Origin of the sequence: Faecalibacter bovis (assembly GCF_017948305.1) — a bacterium.
Taxonomy (GTDB): domain Bacteria; phylum Bacteroidota; class Bacteroidia; order Flavobacteriales; family Weeksellaceae; genus Empedobacter; species Empedobacter bovis.
In genome coordinates this window covers 2,357,019-2,377,601 of sequence record NZ_CP072842.1, presented here as the reverse complement: position 1 = coordinate 2,377,601, position 20,583 = coordinate 2,357,019, and the positions used below count along the sequence as shown (strand labels likewise).

General features: G+C 30.2%; 18 protein-coding genes. 8 read left to right on the top strand and 10 right to left on the bottom strand.

Features of this window, described 5'->3' with window-relative positions; all coding sequences use genetic code 11:
• Positions 1-62: 62 nt before the first annotated feature.
• Positions 63-1,019 carry a methylenetetrahydrofolate reductase [NAD(P)H] gene (metF, locus tag J9309_RS11485; protein ID WP_230476023.1) on the top strand — a complete coding sequence of 319 codons (957 nt, stop codon included), beginning with the start codon at positions 63-65 and terminating at the stop codon, positions 1,017-1,019.
• 106 nt (positions 1,020-1,125) lie between these two features.
• Here metF and J9309_RS11480 read toward each other — a convergent pair whose 3' ends face one another.
• The 6 genes from J9309_RS11480 to J9309_RS11455 form a co-directional block, all read right to left on the bottom strand.
• Complete coding sequence (locus J9309_RS11480; protein ID WP_230476022.1) at positions 1,126-1,896, bottom strand: hypothetical protein; 771 nt, start codon at positions 1,894-1,896, stop codon at positions 1,126-1,128.
• Positions 1,847-2,017 carry a hypothetical protein gene (locus J9309_RS11475; RefSeq protein WP_230476021.1) on the bottom strand — a complete coding sequence of 57 codons (171 nt, stop codon included), beginning with the start codon at positions 2,015-2,017 and terminating at the stop codon, positions 1,847-1,849. The genes J9309_RS11480 and J9309_RS11475 overlap by 50 nt, the downstream gene beginning before the upstream one ends.
• Positions 2,018-2,020: 3 nt before the next feature.
• Positions 2,021-2,191 carry a hypothetical protein gene (locus J9309_RS11470; protein WP_230476020.1) on the bottom strand — a complete coding sequence of 57 codons (171 nt, stop codon included), beginning with the start codon at positions 2,189-2,191 and terminating at the stop codon, positions 2,021-2,023.
• A gap of 452 nt (positions 2,192-2,643) precedes the next feature.
• Complete coding sequence (locus tag J9309_RS11465; protein WP_230476019.1) at positions 2,644-4,086, bottom strand: MFS transporter; 1,443 nt, start codon at positions 4,084-4,086, stop codon at positions 2,644-2,646.
• 91 nt (positions 4,087-4,177) lie between these two features.
• Positions 4,178-4,897, bottom strand: a complete 720-nt coding sequence (gene lipB, locus J9309_RS11460; protein WP_230476018.1) for a lipoyl(octanoyl) transferase LipB — start codon at positions 4,895-4,897, stop codon at positions 4,178-4,180.
• Between the two features lie 86 nt (positions 4,898-4,983).
• Positions 4,984-5,844, bottom strand: a complete 861-nt coding sequence (locus J9309_RS11455) for a hypothetical protein (protein ID WP_230476017.1) — start codon at positions 5,842-5,844, stop codon at positions 4,984-4,986.
• A 182-nt stretch (positions 5,845-6,026) separates the two neighbouring features.
• On the opposite strand from J9309_RS11455, the gene J9309_RS11450 reads away from it, so the two are divergent.
• Entirely contained in the window at positions 6,027-8,174 is a 2,148-nt protein-coding gene (locus tag J9309_RS11450) for a S46 family peptidase (protein WP_230476016.1), read from the top strand.
• Between the two features lie 65 nt (positions 8,175-8,239).
• Positions 8,240-9,388 (top strand): AI-2E family transporter, encoded by a 1,149-nt coding sequence (locus J9309_RS11445; protein WP_230476015.1) that lies wholly within the window; start codon positions 8,240-8,242, stop codon positions 9,386-9,388.
• 106 nt (positions 9,389-9,494) lie between these two features.
• Here J9309_RS11445 and J9309_RS11440 read toward each other — a convergent pair whose 3' ends face one another.
• The 4 genes from J9309_RS11440 to J9309_RS11425 form a co-directional block, all read right to left on the bottom strand.
• Positions 9,495-10,073, bottom strand: a complete 579-nt coding sequence (locus tag J9309_RS11440) for a phosphatase PAP2 family protein (RefSeq protein WP_230476014.1) — start codon at positions 10,071-10,073, stop codon at positions 9,495-9,497.
• The gene (locus J9309_RS11435) at positions 10,073-10,537 is read right to left on the bottom strand and encodes a Sec-independent protein translocase subunit TatA/TatB (protein WP_230476013.1); all 465 of its coding nucleotides are present in this window, start codon (positions 10,535-10,537) and stop codon (positions 10,073-10,075) included. The genes J9309_RS11440 and J9309_RS11435 overlap by 1 nt, the downstream gene beginning before the upstream one ends.
• An 87-nt stretch (positions 10,538-10,624) precedes the next feature.
• Complete coding sequence (secD, locus tag J9309_RS11430) at positions 10,625-13,531, bottom strand: protein translocase subunit SecD (protein WP_230476012.1); 2,907 nt, start codon at positions 13,529-13,531, stop codon at positions 10,625-10,627.
• A gap of 141 nt (positions 13,532-13,672) precedes the next feature.
• The gene (locus tag J9309_RS11425; protein ID WP_230476011.1) at positions 13,673-14,530 is read right to left on the bottom strand and encodes a DUF6929 family protein; all 858 of its coding nucleotides are present in this window, start codon (positions 14,528-14,530) and stop codon (positions 13,673-13,675) included.
• Positions 14,531-14,648: 118 nt separating this feature from the next.
• Here J9309_RS11425 and J9309_RS11420 point away from each other — a divergent pair, with 118 nt between their 5' ends.
• The 5 genes from J9309_RS11420 (at position 14,649) to mnmE (ending at position 20,245) form a co-directional block, all read left to right on the top strand.
• Entirely contained in the window at positions 14,649-15,872 is a 1,224-nt protein-coding gene (locus tag J9309_RS11420) for an MFS transporter (protein WP_230476010.1), read from the top strand.
• Positions 15,873-15,906: 34 nt separating this feature from the next.
• Positions 15,907-16,473 carry a cob(I)yrinic acid a,c-diamide adenosyltransferase gene (locus tag J9309_RS11415; RefSeq protein ID WP_230476009.1) on the top strand — a complete coding sequence of 189 codons (567 nt, stop codon included), beginning with the start codon at positions 15,907-15,909 and terminating at the stop codon, positions 16,471-16,473.
• Positions 16,466-17,074, top strand: a complete 609-nt coding sequence (locus J9309_RS11410) for a thiamine diphosphokinase (RefSeq protein WP_230476008.1) — start codon at positions 16,466-16,468, stop codon at positions 17,072-17,074. The genes J9309_RS11415 and J9309_RS11410 overlap by 8 nt, the downstream gene beginning before the upstream one ends.
• A 75-nt stretch (positions 17,075-17,149) precedes the next feature.
• The gene (locus J9309_RS11405; RefSeq protein ID WP_230476007.1) at positions 17,150-17,884 is read left to right on the top strand and encodes an SIMPL domain-containing protein; all 735 of its coding nucleotides are present in this window, start codon (positions 17,150-17,152) and stop codon (positions 17,882-17,884) included.
• Between the two features lie 963 nt (positions 17,885-18,847).
• Complete coding sequence (mnmE, locus tag J9309_RS11400) at positions 18,848-20,245, top strand: tRNA uridine-5-carboxymethylaminomethyl(34) synthesis GTPase MnmE (RefSeq protein WP_230476006.1); 1,398 nt, start codon at positions 18,848-18,850, stop codon at positions 20,243-20,245.
• Positions 20,246-20,583 lie beyond the last annotated feature (338 nt).

Sequence of the window (20,583 nt, the reverse complement as noted above, 5' to 3'; positions counted from 1 at the left end):
ATCACTTAGAACTTAGAAAAAAACACGAAAAACGATTTTCGAATTTCGTTAAACAATATAAAATGAAAGTTACTGAACATTTAGAACGTGCAAACGGAAAACCTTTGTTTTCGGTGGAGATTTTACCTCCATTAAAAGGACAAGATGTGAATTGTACGTTTAAAACTTTAGATCCTTTAGTGGAACTAAATCCAGCTTTTATCGATGTAACCTATCATCGACAAGAGTTCATTTACAAGCAAAAAGATAACGGATTATTGAAGCGTTACCAAGTAAGAAAACGACCTGGAACAGTAGCGATTTGTGCAGCGATTCAAAATCATTATAAGATTGACGCAATTCCACATTTAATTTGTGGCGGATTTACGAAAGAAGATACTGAAGATGCTTTGATAGATTTGAATTTTTTAGGCATTGACAATGTATTGGTTTTACGCGGAGATCCTATTAAAACAGAAAAAACATTTGTACCTGAGGTTGGTGGAAATGCGTACGCATCTGAATTAATTGAACAAATAACATCATTAAACAAAGGAAGTTATTTAGATGACGAAATTCAAGAATCTCACCCTATGGATTTTTGTATTGGAGTTGCAGGTTATCCAGAAAAGCATTTTGAATCTCCAAATTTGGCAATGGATATGTATTACCTAAAAAAGAAAGTGGAATTAGGTGCTGATTACATCGTAACTCAAATGTTTTTTGATAATCAGAAATATTTTGATTTCGTAAATAAATGTCGTGAAATGGATATTAATGTTCCGATAATTCCGGGCATTAAACCATTAACAACCTTTAATCAATTAACTAAAATTCCTCAGAATTTCTACATTGATTTACCAGAAGATTTAGCCATCGAAGTTTTGAAAGCAAAAGAGAAAGAAACAATTAAGGAAATTGGAATGGAATGGTGTATTAATCAATGCAAAGAATTAATAGATTTCGGAGTTCCTGGATTACATTTTTATACAATGAGTAATTCAATTAACACTCAAAAAGTTGCAAAAGCTATCTTTTAAAAAAATAACCTCATTTTATAAATGAGGTTATTTTTTTAAGAATTAAGTAAAAATGATTGAATCATATATTAGATGTTATGTTTAACTTCTATATTAATCAAAATATTTATGGTGTTGTTACTGAAGGTGGTATAGGATTTTGAGTAGCAGAACCACTATTAGAATCAAGTTTATGTAATTGTGAATCTAATGTATTTATCGAATTGTTATTGATAACAAGCACATCAATTTCCCATAAGAAATAAGAATCTACTGCAGAATTTGCTCGGTATGGTGCAGTATTCACAAAGTCAGCTCGTACTCTCCATGTATTTCCTTCTACAAAAGGAACAATATTCGGTAACACTTGTTTGTAATCTTTAACATTTTCAGAACCAGCGTTGGTATTGAAAAGATTGATATATGCATTTGCATCCGAATTATTAAATGTTTCTCCATTAATATTTGATTGACGCAATACCGCAGAAGTTATAATTAAAGTATATTTAGTTGCATCAATTAATGTATTAAAATTATTAATCCAATCTTCATTTTTACTTGCTCTCAGCTTATATTTAAAATTATAAAATGGTCGTTGTACCAACGTTGTAGATAATGATTTAGTCTCCGGATTCCAATAAACTGGTTTAGCTACATCCGCATTATAGGTATCCATCGTTTCAACTTTAAGATTTCCATTCACGTGTAATTTTGCAGTTGGTGTTTGCGTCCCAATCCCTACATTGCCAACATCTTGAATAAAAAAATTATTGTTCGCTGTACGAGTTTCACCTTTAGATGTAGTAGCTAATTCTACCCTAGAATTCGTTTCATTATTAACCCAAGCATCATTTCGCAATTGGTTGCCAGCGTTGACCATCAAAATAATAATATCCAAGCGTTTTGATGTTTGAAACTTGCGAAAGACTTGTCCCAGAATTTACATTTGTAATCGTATCGACATAAACTATTGCACCAATATGATCGATGGTATAAACACCACTTGCTTTATTAGCCAAATTCTATTTAGAAATTTTTGGAGCAATAACACCATCAGCGACGTTAGCGACGTTTGGTTTTCCTGCAATGACTAATGTTGTTTGAGGTAGATTAGTGCCAATCCCAACTTGGGCAGACACATTTGTACATGTATAAATAGCACATGCACTTAGAAATAAGAATGTCTTTTTCATTAAATTTTAAGTGTGATTTAGTGTGTTTTTTATAATTATAAAAAACAAGTTGGTTTACTTCTTAATTAAGAAGTGTATATAAATAGAAAATTCTATTGGATGGTAGTATCGGATTTATAAGAAGTAATCTAAATCCTTATCGAAAGTAAATGCATAAATATATGGCTATTTTTAGGTTGGTTGATATACAATATTTGGTTAGAATATTGTGGTCCAAATATAGAATATTATTATAATCATTACTGTTAAAGTTTTTTATTTAACATTTCTTAAAAAAGATTAATAAAAATTATCATATTAATAAATTGATTTATTTTAATTAATCTTGAATAAATATTTATAAATGAATAAGTTTCTATTTATAACGTGATTTCTAGTAATAAAAACATTATCAAATAAAAAAAGGAGTGCTCCGATGGAACACTCCTTAAATTTTGAAAACTATAATAGATTTATAATCCTTGTTTTTTGAATATTGATTTAGTCGCAACAGCATAAAATGCTAAATAAACAAAACATAAAACACATAGGATATAACTAAAATGGATTGACGTAAAATCTGCTAACATTCCTTGAAGAGAACTGATTATACCTCCACCAAAAATCATCATAATTAAAAAAGACGAACCTTGAGATGTATTTTTACCTAATCCATTAGTTGCTAACGCAAAAATACAAGGCCATAACGTACTACAAAATAATCCGACAGATGTAATTGCATATACAGAAACTAATCCTGAAGTATTCATTCCGATTAGTAAAGCTATAATACCTATGATAGAGAATATTAATAACATACGCGCAGGATTTCCTTCTGTAGCAATATCAGCGATGATTAAAATCAAAATAATTAATGCGTAAAAATAGAAAGGTTTTAAATCGTGTCCGGCGATGTAATTCACTAATAAGAAAATTCCAAAAGCTAAATATGGAGCAACAACTTTCAAAAACATTGTTTTAGCTTTATCTAAACCAAAAGCCTCTGCAGCACCACCCCAGCGACCAATCATCATACTTGCCCAATATAAGGAAACATATGGTGTAACTTGAGAAATAGAAAATCCTAATTCGTTTTCCATATAAGCTGGGAAATTACTTACTGTAGAAACTTCTACACCAACGTATAAGAAAATAGCAATCATCCCTAAAACCAACTGAGGATATTTTAAAGCTGATGATCGATCAACTTTTTTAGCCACAGCAGGTTTATCTTCTTTGTCTAATCCAAAATATAAATCATCTTCTTCAACTTCTTCCTCAATATGATTTGGTAATTTCGAGAATTTTAAGAAAACTGCAACCAATGTAAATGCGATACCTAAACAGATGTATGGAATTTTAACAGCTTCGATGCTAAGATCAGAATCTTTCGCATCAGCACCACCGAAAATTGCATAAGCAACAATTAATGGACCAATGGTAGTTCCTAAATTATTAATTCCTCCAGCAAGTGTTAGACGTTGAGAACCAGTTTTTACATTTCCTAATGCGATTGCTAACGGATTTGCAACAGTTTGTTGAACCGAAAACCCTAACGCAACTGTAAATAAACCGGCTAACATTAATTCGTAAGATCCAGTATTAGCTGCTGGTATAAATAGTAAAGTACCTAAAGCTGAAACTAATAATCCAAAAACTAAGCTATTTTTATAACCGAATCTATTGATTAAATCTTTTCCTGTGGCTAGAGAAATTAACATGTAAATAACTGAACCTACGGTGTAGGCAATATAGAATGCTAATGATACGAATTGACTTTGTCCTTGTGTTAAATCAAACGCTTTTTTAAATACTGGAATTAAGATGTCATTACTCGCAGCAACAAATCCCCAGAAGAAAAAGACCGTAACTAAAGGTATAAATTGTGCCCAATTAGTTTTTTGTGATTGACTCATATGTTTGTAATAGATTTAATTAAAAAAAACTACCTGAATAATCAAGTAGTTTCTAAATATATGTTAAATCTAACTTAAAATAAAAATCTTTTTAACTTATCTTTAAATTCACTTCAAATACTTCTTCAAAGTGTTTTTGAACGAATCCTTTAATTTCTTCCATGTCAATTTCTCGATTAAGTTCACGATCAAGAGAAGCCACAGCTTTGTCTTTTATCCCACAAGGAATTATATATTCAAAATAACGTAAATCCGAATTTACATTTAAAGCAAAACCATGCATAGTAACCCATCTAGAAGCTTTAACACCCATTGCACAAATTTTACGTGCATATGGTTTACCGACATCTAGCCAAACACCTGTTTCACCTTGAGAACGCTCACCTTTTAATCCGTATTCTGCTAACGTTCGGATAATAACTTCTTCCAAATTTCGCATGTATAAATGAATATCAGGTTTAAAAGTCTCTAAATCAAGAATTGGATAACCAACCAATTGCCCTGGTCCGTGATAGGTAATATCTCCACCTCTATTTGTTTTTACAAATGTCGCTTGGATTTCGTTTAATTTATCTTCGTTGGCTAACATATTTTCTACATCGCCACTTTTCCCTAAAGTATATACATGAGGATGTTCAACAAAAAAAAGATGATTTTTTGTCGCTTTAAAAGCTGTTGAACCTTCTTTTTCTTGACTTCTATTATATTGCTTAATGGCTACATTTTCTGCTAATAACTCTTCCTGAAGATCCCAAATCTCTTGATAATCTCTATTGATTCCTAAATCCTGGAAGAACACTTCTTGCTTCATTAAATAGTAATTTTGTGCAACAAATTTACAAAACGTTTTATAGATAGCATCAACAAAAAAAACACCTTAAAAAGGTGGTTTTATATTTAATCTTCTAATTCTACTTTAAAATTTCCTAATGCTGGATCACCAATTAATTGATCTAAACTATATTCTTTAATAAATGATTTTCCGTCTGATGTAAACATAACATCTTCAATATTTACAGATTTAATTTTACGAGGGAAAGTATATTTGTATTTAAATTTCATTTGCTTCATCATTCCCGCAAACATTTGCTTCTCCTCTTCTGTTTCAAATTCTTCAGATTGATAATCTTTTAAATATTTTTCCGAATCTATTGTTTTAGAAAATGTTTTCCCATCAAAAGCATATTTCATGCTCGAAAAATTTGAAAGTGGATTATCCGAAAATAATTCGTCAAATGGTGAACCTTCCTCCTGATTTTTTTTCTTTTTCTTCTTTTTCTTTTTAGATTCTTCTGCTAATTTTACTGCTTCAATTCTAGCTTTTTCTTTTTGGCTAATTGTAGCAAAAGTATTTTCTATGATAACAGAATTTGAATTAAATTCATCAACAGATTTAGATCTATTAATAACTTCTAAAGCAAAATTATCTCGCATATCTAATCTAAACTTCACAAAATCAATAGCATCCAATTCATCTTTATAAATTGAAAAATCTTTCAAATTATTAGCTGATTTTTTTGAACCCATCGTTTGCATTTTCTCTAGAAATTCTAAATATGTAAATTCAGTATTAGAAATCTGATTCATTTCTATTTTCTCATCCATATCAACTGCACCCATCATTGCTGCCATTTGTGGCATTTCAATTTTTTGTACATAGTCAACTCCTCCTGTTTCTGTTACAACAACTTCTTCTGCAATGGTACAAGAAGTAATAGTTGCTGCACCGATAAATAGAGTAAAAATTTTCTTTAGCATCTTTATATAATAGTTTGTTAATTTAAGTATTGCTAAACTAATTTAAATATTTAATATTTTCTATGATAATAACTAGTAAATCAACTTTAGGAACTGGCTCATAATTTTTACAAATTATATATGGGAATCCACTCCGAATCTGTTATATTTGGGAAAGTTTATATATTATAAAAAGAAGAATCATGAAAAAAATGATGGTTAGAGGATCATTATTATTCACTTTGTTAGCAAGTTATATGGGATTTGCACAACAAGGTGGTGGAATGTGGATCCCTACAGAGTTGAATGAGAAAGAAATGAAAGAGATGGGATTACAAATCTCGTCTAAGGATATTTTTAGTACAGGTGATAAAAGTATTAATAATGCAGTAGCACACTTTGGTGGCGGATGTACTTCTGAAGTAATTTCACCTCAAGGATTATTATTAACAAATCATCACTGTGGATATGGTCAAATTCAATCACACTCATCATTAGAAAATGATTATTTAACTGATGGATTTTGGGCTAAAGAATTAAAAGATGAATTACCTAACAAAGGTTTAACCGCAACTTTTATTACTAAAATTGAGAACGTTACAAAGAAAATCTTAAAAGGTGTAAAACCTGAGATGACTGAAGAACAACGTGAGTCTATTGTGAAAGCAAATATTGAAAAATTAACTGCTGAAACAAAAACATCTCAATACCAAAAAACTTTTACAAGAGCATTTTATAAAGGAAATGAATACTACCAATTTACGACTGAAACATTTAACGATGTTCGTTTAGTTGGTGCTCCTCCATCTGCAATTGGTAAATATGGTAACGATACTGATAACTGGGTTTGGCCACGCCATACCGGAGATTTTGCTATGTTCCGTATTTATGCAGATAAAAACAACAATCCAGCGGATTATTCTCCAGACAATGTTCCATACAAACCAAAGCACCACTTACCTGTAAATATTGGTGGAATCAAACAAAATGATTTTACATTTGTTTATGGTTTTCCTGGATCAACAGACGAATATTTACCAGCATCTTCTATCGAGCAAATTAAAGAATCTTTAAATCCTGCTCGTATCAATGTGCGTACTATTGCTTTATCACACATCGATAAAAAGATGAGAGAGGATGATGCAACACGTATCGCGTATGCTTCTAAACAAGCGCGTATTTCTAATGCTCATAAAAAATGGATTGGTGAAAACTTAGGTTTAAACCGTTCGAATGCAGTTGAAAAACGTAAACAATATGAAGCCGAGTTTACTAAAAGAATTCAGAACAACAAAAAGTTAAAATCGGAATATGGAACAATTATTAACGATTTAAATACTGTTGTAAAAGCAAACGAAAAATACAATTTAGCTTATAATGTTTATGCGGAAACTTTCGGTTCAAATTCTGAAACGTATCGTATGGCATTGGCTTTAAACAATGTATTAAATGCTGTTGGTAAACCAAATTACGAAGAAGTTAAATCTCGTGCAGTAAACCAATTAGCTGGGATGCACAAAGATTATAATGCTGAATTAGATGCTGCAATTTCTTCAGACTTAATTGATAATTACTTTAAAGCAATTCCGACTGAATTATTACCAACAACTACAAATCCTGCTGCTGTAAAAGCTGCTATAGGAAATTCTGTTGTAAACGGAACTAAACAAGTTAACGGTAAATCTTTCGTAGGAAATATTAAAGAAATCGCTGCTAATGATGCTGCATTTATCGCTGCATTAAAAGAAGATTCTTTAATCAATGAATTACAAAAAGTAGTTGATGCAAACCAAACAAATGTTGCTCCTTCTTACTTAGCAAACAACGCGCAGATTACTAAATTAATGCGTACTTATATGAAAGGGCAAATGGAAGTTTTCTCTGACAAGAAAATTTTCCCAGATGCAAATTCAACATTACGTGTAACTTACGGAAAAGTTGATGGATATAATCCTCGTGATGCTGTTCGTTACGAACCAATCACTTATATAGATGGTGTAATTGAAAAATACGTTCCTGGTGATTATGAATTCGATTTACCAAAACACATGATAGAATTATATGAGTCTAAGGATTACGGAGATTACAAAGATGCGACAGGTAAATTACCAATTAACTTTATCGCAACTAACCATACAACTGGAGGAAACTCTGGTTCGCCAGCTTTAAATGCTAAAGGTGAATTAATTGGTTTAAACTTTGACCGTGTTTGGGAAGGAACAATGTCTGACTTAAATTACGATCCAGAAATTTGCCGTAACATTATGGTAGATGCTCGCTACATTTTATGGGTAGTTGAAAAATATGCTGGAGCTCAACGTTTAATAGATGAAATGACAATTGTAAAATAAAATATTTTCAATTAACTTTAAAAAGCGCTTACATTTTGTAAGTGCTTTTTTTAATAAACATTATTATGGTTACGAAAAAAACAATTGAGTTTCCGTTTTATATCAAACTTGCTTGCTGCTTAATTTCAATATTACTCCTTGGTTGGTTTGCAATAATTGGGCAAACTATATTAATTCCATTAATTTTAGGTTCTATCATTTCGATATTACTTGTACCCTTTTGTAATTTTTTCGAAAGATTTTTATTTTTCCCTCGTGTATTATCCAGCCTTTTTACAACTATTCTATTTTTTGGATTTATAACTGGAATACTTTATATTTTAATCAATCAATTGATTGATATCGCTGATGAATGGCCCGCTTTCCAAGCACAGATAACAGAATTAATCAGCGATTTACAACGTTGGATTTCTAGAAACTATGGTGTAAGTTCTCGTATGCAAATCAAGTATTTGAATGATAATTTGAATAAAACCTTTGATTTTGGAACTGTTATTATTGAACGAATCTTGAGTGGAATTACACGCTACTCTATCTTATCCCTGTTTACATTTTTATATATTGTTTTTATCTTAATTTATAGAAGACATTTAATACGTTTTGTGTTTTATATCTTTCATGAAAGACAACACAAAGACGTTCTTTCTGTTATTTATAACACACAAAATATGGTAAAACAATACTTAATTGGGTTGTTTTTACAAATGTTAATTGTATCCGTTTTAACTTATATTTCATTAAGTTTCTTAGGTGTTAAATACAGTTTTGTATTGGCATTATTAACAGGAATATTAAATATTGTGCCTTATGTAGGGATTACAATTTCTGTAATATTATCGGCAATTCTAACATTAGCAACAGGCTCGCCAAGTCAGGTTTTATTTGTCTTTATAGCTTATATCATTGTACACGCAATTGATGGAAATATTGTAATGCCAAAAATTGTTGGATCTAAAGTAAAAGTAAATTCATTAATCATCATTATTGGATTAGTAATCGGCGAAATGACGTGGGGAATCATGGGAATGTTTCTATCAATTCCGATATTAGCTATGGGAAAAATAATATTTGATCATATTCCTGAAATGAAACCTTGGGGATTTTTATTAGGCGAAGAAAAGTCTGAAAAGTTAAATCCAAACGTTGAAAATTATTTTAGAAAAAATCGAAAAAAATTCTTTCAAAATCAGAAAAAAAATAATTCTGATAAATAAAATATTTTAGAATACTAATCGATCATCCCGAAATAATAAAATTACTATTTAACATAAAAAAGCTCAGATTATATTTAATCTGAGCTTTTTTATTATGTTTTAAAATTTATTCTAAACTTGATTTATATTTTTTTGTAATCCAATAATAAATATTCAAATAAAGGATTCCGAAGAAAATACCGATTAAAGTTCCGAAGAAAATATCACCCGTATAATGTACTCCTACGTAAACTCTACTATAAGCAATCATCAATGCCCAAATCAATAAAGCATAAATTAACCAACTGTAATATTTCCGTAAAACCATTCCTACAAAAATCGCAACTGCCATGTGATTAGAAGCATGTGCAGATGTAAAACCATATTTACCTCTACCCTCGCAACCAATTGCTCTGAACATTCCTTGAATATCAGGATTATGACATGGTCTTAAACGTTGAAAACCATTTTTTAAAACATTCGTTAATTGATCTGCACAAGTAATCATTAAAGCTATGCATATACCAGCAACTAATGTTTTTTTCCAACCTACTTTTTTATAAAGTAAAATTAAAAATATGATGTATAATGGTATCCATGTTTCCTTTTCAGTCGCTATTAACCAAAAATTATCCCATTTTTCAGTTCCTAAATTATTAAAATACAAAAAATTTTGTACGTCCCAATCAAAAAAATCTTGAATCATTAGCGACTAATTGAACCTCCGTTACCTAGTTCTTGTTCCGTTTTAATTTCAATTTCAGTTTTAGCAATTTCAATTGTTTCTTGCACTTGCTTCACTTTATCTTCTACAACTTCTTTCGTTGTATTTTCTTGATCTAAAATAGATTTTTCTAAATCATTAATTGGATCTTCCAAAGCTTTTGTAATATCCTGAGTAGGATCTGCAGATTTAAAAGCATCTTGTATATCTTTTGTAGGATCAAGATCTGCAATAGTTTCACGAATTTCTTTTGTAGGATCTATGTCTGCAACAGGATTCATAATTTCTTGCTTAATATCTTCTGTAGCTTCCTTCATTTTACGAACTGCTTGTCCAAGTCCACGTGCAATTTCAGGGATCTTTTTAGGTCCAAAAATTACAACTGCTACTACTAAAATAATCATAATTTCCTTGAATTCAAGGAAAGCTGGGTATATCACTAACATATTCACTCAACAAAGTTAAAAGACAAAGTTACAAAAACAAAAAAACCGTCAAGTAACTTGACGGTTTTTTCTATAAAAATTATTTTATTATGCTTTTGATTTATTTTTTTCTCCTGTCATATCGTATAATAACGGTGACGCTACGAATAATGATGAGAATGTACCGATTGCAACACCGATTAACATTGCGAACATAAATCCTTTGATTGAATCTCCACCGAAGATAAAAATACATAAAACAATTAAGAACGTTGATAACGAAGTATTAATTGTACGAGATAATGTTGTACTTGTTGAATCGTTGATGATATTGTAAAAAGATTCTGATTTCTTTAAACCTAAGTTTTCACGGATACGGTCTAAGATGATGATCGTATCATTTAACGAATAACCAATTACAGTTAAAATCGCTGCGATAAATGATTGATCAATCTCCATGTTAAATGGTAACCAAGTTCTTAAGAAAGAGAAAACTCCTAATACAATGATAACATCGTGCGCTAAAGCGATGATTGTAGATACTGAATATTGCCAGTTTCTGAATCGGATAAAGATGTAACCACCTGTAATTAATAAAGCTAAAGCTACTGCAATAAATGATGCACGAGTCGTATCATCCGCAATTGTAGGACCTACTTTAGCAGAAGACATTAATCCGATAGTTGCATTATCTTCAGAGAAATCTTTAGTAGAAATTCCTTGAGGTAAATATGGTTTTAAACCTTCAAATAATTTAGCTTTTATTTCATCATCAACATCAGTTCCATCTTGATCTGATTTGTAAGATGTTGTAATTTTTACTTGGTTTGCACCACCATAAGTTTTTACTTGTGGAACAACTGCTTCCCCATCAATAACAAATACTTTTCCTAAATCTTCAGCAATTTCAGTAGCTTCAACATTTTTATCAAAACGAACTGTATAAGTACGACCTCCTTTAAATTCGATACCTAAATCAAATCCTTTTGTGAAAATAGAAACTAAAGACGCAATTACTAAAATTATAGAAATGATGTAATTTACTTTACGTTTCTTTAAAATATCTACATTGATATTTTGTAACCAGTGCATTGTAAAATTCGTGTAGAACTCAACACCTTTACCTTTTGCCATTCTACCTTCAACAAAGTATCTCGTAATGAAAATAGCAGTAAATGTAGAAGTTAAAACACCAATCATAAACGTTGTTGCGAAACCTACAACTGGACCTTTACCTAAGAAAAATAACACTAATGCTGTTAAGAAAGACGTAACATTCGCATCAATAATTGCAGATAAAGCACCTTTCCAAGAATAAGCAAAATCTACAGCTTGGCGTAAAGTTCTACCTTTTCTAATTTCTTCTTTTACACGTTCGTAGATGATAATGTTAGCATCCATTCCCGTTACTAAAGTTAAAATGATCCCCGCAATACCAGGTAATGATAAAGTTGCTTTTAATGAAACTAAGAATCCTAATAAGAATAATAAGTTAACTACTAAAGCAATATTTGCATAAATACCAGCACGGCTATAGTAGAATACCATCCAAACTAATACAATAATAAATGCAGCTGCAAATGCTACTACAGAACTAATGATTGCTTCTTGTCCTAATGATGGACCTACAACTTCAGCAGAAACAATTTTAGAAGATGCTGGTAAAGAACCTGCTTGTAAAATGTTTGCTAAATCTTGTGCTTCGTCTAATGTAAAGTTTCCAGAAATCATTGATGATCCACCAGAAATTTTATCATTAATATTTGGAGCAGAATATACTAAGTTATCTAAAACAATTGCTACACCTTGACCTAATTGACCAGGACCTGCAGGTTTTAACTCGTCAGTAATACGAGCCCATTCTTGCGAACCTTGTTGGTTCATTTGCATTGAAACTACTGGTTCATTAGCGATAGAACCTGCGTTACGTTCACCAGATGCTGATGCTACTTTATCACCAGTTAATAATGGTTCTTTTGTACCGTTTGCACCTTTTAATGCATATAATTCTAATACTGTTGGTTGCCCAGCTCCTAAAGCTAAAGGTTTATTTGCCCAAGAGTATTTGTAGTTTCTAATATTAGCTGGTAAAGTCGTCATTAACGCTTTATCTGCTAAAACTCTGTTTACAACAGCTGTATCTTTTACGTCAACTACAAATGATGCGTTAGAACCAGATGGTTGTAAAACTTCACCTAAAGTTGCGTAAGGTTTTCCTGTTGCTGGATTATTTACGTTGTATTTATCTGTTTTGATTCCCATGAAATGAGATTGAACAGTTAAATCACCACGTACCGCTTGCCAAAATTCTAATTTAGCAGTAGATTGTAATAATTTTTTAACACGATCTGTATCAGAAACCCCTGGTAACTCAACCAAGATACGTCCGTCACCTTTATCCCCTAAACGTTGAATAACAGGTTCTACAACTCCAAATTGGTTAATACGAGAGCTAATTACGTCATAAGCTGTAGAAACTTTAGCTTCAACATCTTTACGAATTACTTCTTTTACTTTATCGTCAGAATCGTTAAATGCAACTTTGTCTGCATTAGATTTATTTCCGAATAGATCTGGAGCAGCGTATTTTGTAGCTCCTTTAATCTTGTCAAATTCTTCAAAGAAAATTTCAACGTATGGTTTATTACCATTCGATTTATGTGTTACATCAGCATTATCCAAAGCTGTAGTTAACATAGGATTTTCTGAATTAGAAGCTAATAACATGATTAAATCACGCTCAGATACTTGTAAGATTACGTTAATCCCACCTTTTAAATCTAAACCTAAGTTAATTTCCTTGTTCTTCGCATCGTTATAATCATACTTGATGATCCCTAAATCTAATGGTTTTTGTGCCAAACTGTCTAAGATACGTGGCTCGTCGGCTGGCTTAACTGCTAGACGCTTTGCTTCTTTCTCGACTTTGTTTGTGTACCAAGTATAGCTTAGCTGCTTGATGCACAAAAGACCTAAAATAATTGCGAATATCGCAATCAGTCCTCTTCCTCGCATAATTGTGTCTTTAAAAATAATTTTTAACGGGCAAATATAATAGTCTTAAGAAAACTTTCACAATTATTTGTGCATTATCTTATCGCAAATTGACCCATTTTTTTACAAAAATTATGTGTTGTTTATATAAATTAATTGGTTTTAGTATATATCCTGAAAATTTTTTGAAACATTTAATTCATAAATTTTAGATGTAACTGAATCATCATCGTTGTCTTCACAAACTAAAAATGTATAACCTTTTGATGATTTCTTTTTTAATGTAATCCCTTCAATTTTCTGTTTTTCTGCAATAATATGATATTTTTCTACCTGAAAAGTTTTCATATTTATTATACCTATAATAGATTCTTTTACTTGCCCATCTCTTTGTGTTGATGACTCAGCTTCTATTGTAGCCGTAAATATAATTTTATTATTTACAATTATTGCATCAGAGAACGTAGTTAATTCATTATTTATTATTGGTAACTGAATTGGAATAAATTCAGACTTATTTAATTTTGTATCATGAGGCAATCCTTCAAATATAAAAATTCCATTGATTTTATTTTTCCCATTACCTCTATTAAAAAGATAAGATTTTCTTTTTTTGTATGCAAAACCTTCAATATTAAAATCTTTTACATCAAAATCAAACTTTGTTCTTAATTCATTATAATTATCTGAAATATCATATCTCGAAAAAATTTTAGTTTCTAAATTATAACTATGTAATTCGTTACGATTTGCATTAGAACCTGAACCTAATGCTAATATTTGATTATGAACAATTGCTAACGATTCGAAATCTAATTTATTCTTTTTTGTCATCTCCTCTATTGGCAATAATGTATTAAAATTAGATTTGTTTTGAGAATTATCTAAAATATCATACTGAAATAAATATGGTAAATCATCAGAAACAACATAAAGTTGATTTTTATGATAAACAATTCCTGAAGAAGCTCCAAGTCCATTAATTAATATGAATAGTTTTAGAAATAAAGATTGCAACATCGTTTGCTTAGGTTTATGAAATTAAATTTTCTCAAATGTATAAAAATCTAGTATTAAAGCGTAATTGATAGAAAAAAATAATAAAATACATCTTACTTTTGCACCGGAAAATTTGAATATGAAAAAGATACTAAAAATATATATAGATTCGTACAGTGGTTTATCAAAAGAATCTTGGATGTTGGCTATTGTAATGCTATTAAACAGAACAGGATCTATGGTATTACCATTTTTAGGAATATACCTAACTGATAAATTAGGATTTACGTTAGAAGATTCCGGAATCGTTTTAAGTTGCTTTGGAATTGGTTCATTAATTGGTTCATTCTTAGGTGGATATTTAACAGATAAACTTGGAAATTTTAAAGTCCAGGCAATAAGTTTATTTCTAAGTGCTCCATTATTTGCTATTTTACCTCATTTCCAAACTTTAGAATCAGCAGCATTAATGATGTTAGTTTTAAGTACGGTTACCATGATTTTTTTACCAGCAAATTCGGTAGCAATTACAAAGTATGCAAAGAAAGAAAACATTACGCGTGCATTTTCATTAAATCGTATGGCTGTTAATTTAGGATTTTCGTTCGGTCCTGCTTTAGGAGGATTTTTATCAAATTACTCTTATGATTTATTATTTTACGGAAACGCAATCGCAGCTGGTATTGCAGGAATCGCCTTTATAAAATTCTTTTACAATAGAAAAGAACGCAACGAAGTTGATCCTACAGAAGCTGAAGTACAAGAAGTTGAAACTCCTGTAAAAGAACGAAATGCATATACAGATTGGAAATTTATATTATTTACAGTTTTCTGTTCAACGTTTTGTATTGCATTTTTCCAAATTTTAAATACACTTCCATTATTTTATAAAGAAGTAGTTAAATTATCTCAAAATGAAATTGGATTATTAATTGGTTTCAGTGGTTTTTGTGTATTCTTATTAGAGATGTTATTAGTGCATTGGGCAGAAAAGAAATTTACAATTACAGAAATTTTATTTTATGGTTCTATCATTACCGCAATCAGTTATTCAATTTTTGGATTTACACATGCATTAATTATCATGTATATGGCAATTTTCTTGATGAGTATTGGCGAAATGTTGGTTTTACCTTTCCTGTCTACCGTTACCGCTTTACGAGCTGGTGTTAAAAATAAAGGTGCTTATATGGGAATAAATGGACTTTCTGGAGCATTGGCTTTTATAGTTTCACCATTTATTGGAACATGGATCGCAACGAAATATAATTTTGAAATGTTATGGTTTGGTACTGCAATAGTTTTATTAATTACGGCTTTTGGTTTCAAATTATCAACTAAGCTATTAATTGGTAATAAATAAAAATCATTACTTTTAAAATCATTAAAAAAACAACATGAAAATTTATACGAAAACTGGAGATAAAGGAACTACATCATTATACGGAGGTACAAAAGTTGCAAAGGATAACATTAGAATTGACACCTACGGAACTGTTGATGAATTAAATTCTTACATTGGATTAATTAGATCTTATCCTATCGATGCTAAGCTTAATGAAGAATTTATTACAATTCAGAAAGATTTATTCAATATTGGTGCTGAATTAGCTACACCAGCTGATAAAATTATGCTAGCAAACGGCACACCTCGACTAAAAGTAATGATAAAAGAGGAAGACATTACACAATTGGAAAATTGGATTGATGCGATTGATGCTGAGTTAGAAATAATGACACATTTTATTCTTCCAGGTGGAAATCAAGCGTCTTCTCATGCACATGTTGCTAGATGTATTTGCCGAAGAGCTGAACGATTAATCGTTAGTTTATCGCATGTTGAAGAAATTAGACCAGAATTAGCAAAATACATTAATCGTCTTTCTGATTATTTATTTACAGCAGCTCGTAAAATAGCAAAGGATAATAATCACGACGAAATTAAATGGATTCCTGGTGAATAAAAAAGCGATTCTATTTCTAAACGGAGAAGTTCCAGATAAAACTCCAATCATCACAAAGTATCAAAAGATTTTTTGTACTGATGGATCGTATGAATATCTTAAAGATTTAGGAATAATACCAGATATCATCACAGGCGATTTTGATTCGATTCAAACAGAAAAATTTCCCGAAAGTTCTGAAATAATACATACTCCGGATCAAAATTTCACGGATTTTGAAAAAGCATTGCAAATTATCAAAAATCAAGGCTTTAATTCAGTTGATGTTTTAGGAGCAAGTGGAAAACAACAAGATCATTTTTTAGGAAATTTAAACGCAGCGTATAAATTTAAAGATTCATTATCGATTACTTTTTATGATAATTATTCAACATATAGCTTCATTTCCAGCCCTTTTAAATTAAATAATATTTTAGGGAAAACCATTTCACTTTTTCCATTTCCTGAAACGAAAGGAATTATTACAAAAGGATTAGAATATCCAATAAATAATGAAGATTTGAATATTATAAATCGAATTGGAACAAGAAATATAGCTGTTGATGATGAAATTGAAATCACTTATCAATCAGGTGATTTAATTTTGTTTATCATGGATTAATATCATTCGCATTTCATTCATATTGGCATATCATTTGAAATATTTATAATGTAACCTAAAATCTATATTATAAATATGAACAAAACATCTTTAATTGTTGCAACCATAGCGGCAATTGCTTTAGTAACTGCTACATTAATTATCGGAAATGCCTATAAATATAAATTTAACAGCAACGAAAATATAAATGTAACAGGAAATGCTTTAAAGGATTTTGATGCTGACTTAGTTAAATGGAGAGCTACTTATAGTCGTAATAATTTTGATTTAAAAACGGCTTCAGATCAATTAAAACAAGATCAAATTGTAGTTAAAAATTTTTTAATATCGCAAGGAATTAAAGCTAATGAAATAGTTTTTGAAGCGGTTAATATTACAAAAGATATACAATATGGAACTGATGTGAATGGAAATTCAATCAGCCATTTTAATGGATATATTTTATCTCAGGATGTAACAATTGAATCGAAAGATTTGGATAAAATTGAAAAAGCTTCAAGAGAAATTTCAAATTTAATAAGTCAAGGAATTGAATTAAATTCATCAAATCCGAACTATTATTATTCAAAATTAGAAGATTTGAAATTAGAATTAATCGCACAAGCTTCAGAAAATGCAAAACAGCGCGCTGAAAATATTGCAACGAAAGCTGGAAGCAATTTAGGTGAATTGAAAAAAGCTGATTTAGGAATTTTTCAAATCACAGGTAAAAATGATAATGAAGTTTATTCTTATGGTGGATCATTTAATACGACTTCCCGACAAAAAACTGCTCAGATTACAGTAAAAACTAGTTTTGGAACGAAATAATTAAAAAACCACTTCTTATGAAGTGGTTTTTTTTATCTAATTGATTAGAATTTCTCACAAAGTAAAGTGTAACTATTTGTATCTCCCGAACCACTTAACGATTGCATTGTTCTTGCAATAAAAGTTAATCTATAAAAATCTTCGTCTCCTGGATAACTTAGATAAACTTCAATCAATTCATTTATAGAATAAGAACTACTTGTTTATAGCTAAATTTATAAAATTAGATTTATCCACTGTGATCGTCTTATTTGTTTCTAACTTAGCAGAATTACCAAAACCATTTTAAGAACTATTCTTTTTAGAAATAATCGAATAAAAAATATTTTCTTGTAAATTTTCTGTATTACTATTTAATTTAATCTGAGGAACTGGATTTACCGTTGTATTATTTGGACTAGCTTCAGCAAATCTAATTAAAAATTTACCACAAGGTACTTGTTTTGTAATATCTGGTGTTGTAGATATATAATGTTTTTTGTCTCTACACTATATTCATATACATTATCAATTATATTCTGTTTTATCGTGATAATCAATATTTCCATCTTTATCGACAACTAACACATTTTTATAGTTGGATCAGTATTTTTAATTTCTGTTTTATTAATTTTTAGGTCACCATTTATATCTAGTGTAGCTTTTGGATTTAAATTATTGATACAAACTTGGGCAAAAGAAAATTATTATCCAAGTCTGAAATTCTTAAATCACCATTAATGTCCAATTTTCGTGTAGGTTTATCTGTATTAATCCCTACTTGTGCATTTAATGATGATACTAAAAATTAACTTAATAGTATAAACAGTTTATTAATATACATAATTTTTTTTTGTTATTTCCCTTATTTAAAAACACTTAAATTTTAAGCAGCCGCAAATATATACTATAAACCTATAGTAAAAAAATAATACGTAAATTATAATCAGACTATATTAATTAGATTTTAATTATTTTTGTACAATGATAAATAACGATACAATTTGCGCTTTAGCTACAGCCAACGGAATGGGTGCCATAGCCGTTATACGAATTTCAGGACCAGAAGCCATCACCAAAGTAGCTCAGATTTATCAATCAAAATTTAATAAGAACAAATCATTAACTGATGCAGAATCACATACCATACACTTAGGTTATGTTATGGATGATGACACAATTATTGACGAAGCTTTATTTTCTATATTTAAAAATCCACATTCATACACAGGTGAAGATGTCGTAGAAATTTCTACACACGGTTCTATTTATATACAGCAAAAAGTTTTAGAACTTTTAAATAAAATAGGCATTCGCAATGCCAATCCAGGAGAATATACATTTAGAGCATTTTGGAATGGAAAAATGGATTTAACTCAAGCCGAAGCCGTTGCGGATTTGATTGCCTCAGATTCTAAAGCATCGCATGAAGTTGCCATTAAACAAATGCGTGGAGGATTTTCTAATCAAATTAAAGATTTGCGTGATCAGATGATTAATTTCGCAGCTTTAATGGAATTAGAGTTAGATTTTTCTGAAGAAGATGTAGAATTTGCTGATCGAACTCAATTTTATGCTTTATTAAATCAGTTACAATCAATTTTAAAACGTTTGGCAGATTCGTTTGCCTTCGGAAATGTTATTAAAAATGGTGTACCTGTTGCTATTGTCGGAGCTCCAAATGCAGGAAAATCTACTTTATTAAATGCCTTATTAAACGAAGAACGTGCAATTGTTTCGGATATTGAAGGAACAACTCGTGATACCATCGAAGAAACAATCTATATCGAAGGTGTTGGATTCCGTTTCATTGATACTGCCGGAATTCGTAAAGCTGGAGATACAATTGAACAAATAGGTATCGAAAAAACTTTCGAAAAAATTAACGATGCAACTATCGTGATTTACCTGTACGATGCTAATATTACCGAAGAAAATCAAATTGCGCAACAATTAGATGAACTTCAAGGTAAAGGAAAAATCCTATTTAACGTTGCCAATAAAATTGATGTAACAAACAAGCAATCGGCGATTTCTGATGCTATTCGTCAAGAATTTAAAGATGTAGTTCATTTAGAAATTTCAGCAAAAGATCAATACAATATTGATGCATTAAAAGAGCAGTTGGTTTATCAAATGAAATTGAAAGGTTCTAGTCAAGATGATACAATTGTAACCAATTCACGTCACTTAGAAGCTTTACAAAATACGTTAATCCAAATTGGTAAAATTAAACAAGGAATGGACAGTGGTCTTCCAGGTGATTTATTAGCCATGGACATCCGCGAAGCCTTAACTTATTTAGGACACATCACCGGAGAAATTGACGTGGACCAAGATATTTTAGGAACTATTTTCGGGAAGTTCTGTATCGGAAAGTAAACTCATCTAAGTAAACCATAACAAAACATATAACAAACCTCTTAAAACGCTGATTTTAGGAGGTTTTATTTTTCACAAAATACACTTTATTTATATCCTCTTAGATATTGATTTTTTTACTATAGTTTTTCTTAGAAATGAGTGAAATAAAGGTCCTTAATTCCTCTTAATAAAGCTATAGTAATTTTATATTTTTTAAATGAATTAGCTAAAATCTTTGATCCTAAGCAATTATACAGATCTGTGTATCTGATTATTTAGAAAAAGTTGCCACAACTAAACAACGTAATAAAGGATATGATTTAGCTGATTTTCTAATTAATCACAACTGGCAATTG

Bases quoted from the DNA above. Each gene is read 5' to 3' on its own strand.
- metF (WP_230476023.1), top strand. From the start codon at position 63: ATGAAAGTTACTGAACATTTAGAACGTGCAAACGGAAAACCTTTGTTT.
- J9309_RS11470 (WP_230476020.1), bottom strand. From the start codon at position 2,191: ATGAAAAAGACATTCTTATTTCTAAGTGCATGTGCTATTTATACATGT.
- J9309_RS11465 (WP_230476019.1), bottom strand. From the start codon at position 4,086: ATGAGTCAATCACAAAAAACTAATTGGGCACAATTTATACCTTTAGTT.
- lipB (WP_230476018.1), bottom strand. From the start codon at position 4,897: ATGAAGCAAGAAGTGTTCTTCCAGGATTTAGGAATCAATAGAGATTAT.
- J9309_RS11455 (WP_230476017.1), bottom strand. From the start codon at position 5,844: ATGCTAAAGAAAATTTTTACTCTATTTATCGGTGCAGCAACTATTACT.
- J9309_RS11450 (WP_230476016.1), top strand. From the start codon at position 6,027: ATGAAAAAAATGATGGTTAGAGGATCATTATTATTCACTTTGTTAGCA.
- J9309_RS11445 (WP_230476015.1), top strand. From the start codon at position 8,240: ATGGTTACGAAAAAAACAATTGAGTTTCCGTTTTATATCAAACTTGCT.
- J9309_RS11440 (WP_230476014.1), bottom strand. From the start codon at position 10,073: ATGATTCAAGATTTTTTTGATTGGGACGTACAAAATTTTTTGTATTTT.
- J9309_RS11435 (WP_230476013.1), bottom strand. From the start codon at position 10,537: ATGTTAGTGATATACCCAGCTTTCCTTGAATTCAAGGAAATTATGATT.
- secD (WP_230476012.1), bottom strand. From the start codon at position 13,531: ATGCGAGGAAGAGGACTGATTGCGATATTCGCAATTATTTTAGGTCTT.
- J9309_RS11425 (WP_230476011.1), bottom strand. From the start codon at position 14,530: ATGTTGCAATCTTTATTTCTAAAACTATTCATATTAATTAATGGACTT.
- J9309_RS11420 (WP_230476010.1), top strand. From the start codon at position 14,649: ATGAAAAAGATACTAAAAATATATATAGATTCGTACAGTGGTTTATCA.
- J9309_RS11415 (WP_230476009.1), top strand. From the start codon at position 15,907: ATGAAAATTTATACGAAAACTGGAGATAAAGGAACTACATCATTATAC.
- J9309_RS11405 (WP_230476007.1), top strand. From the start codon at position 17,150: ATGAACAAAACATCTTTAATTGTTGCAACCATAGCGGCAATTGCTTTA.
- mnmE (WP_230476006.1), top strand. From the start codon at position 18,848: ATGATAAATAACGATACAATTTGCGCTTTAGCTACAGCCAACGGAATG.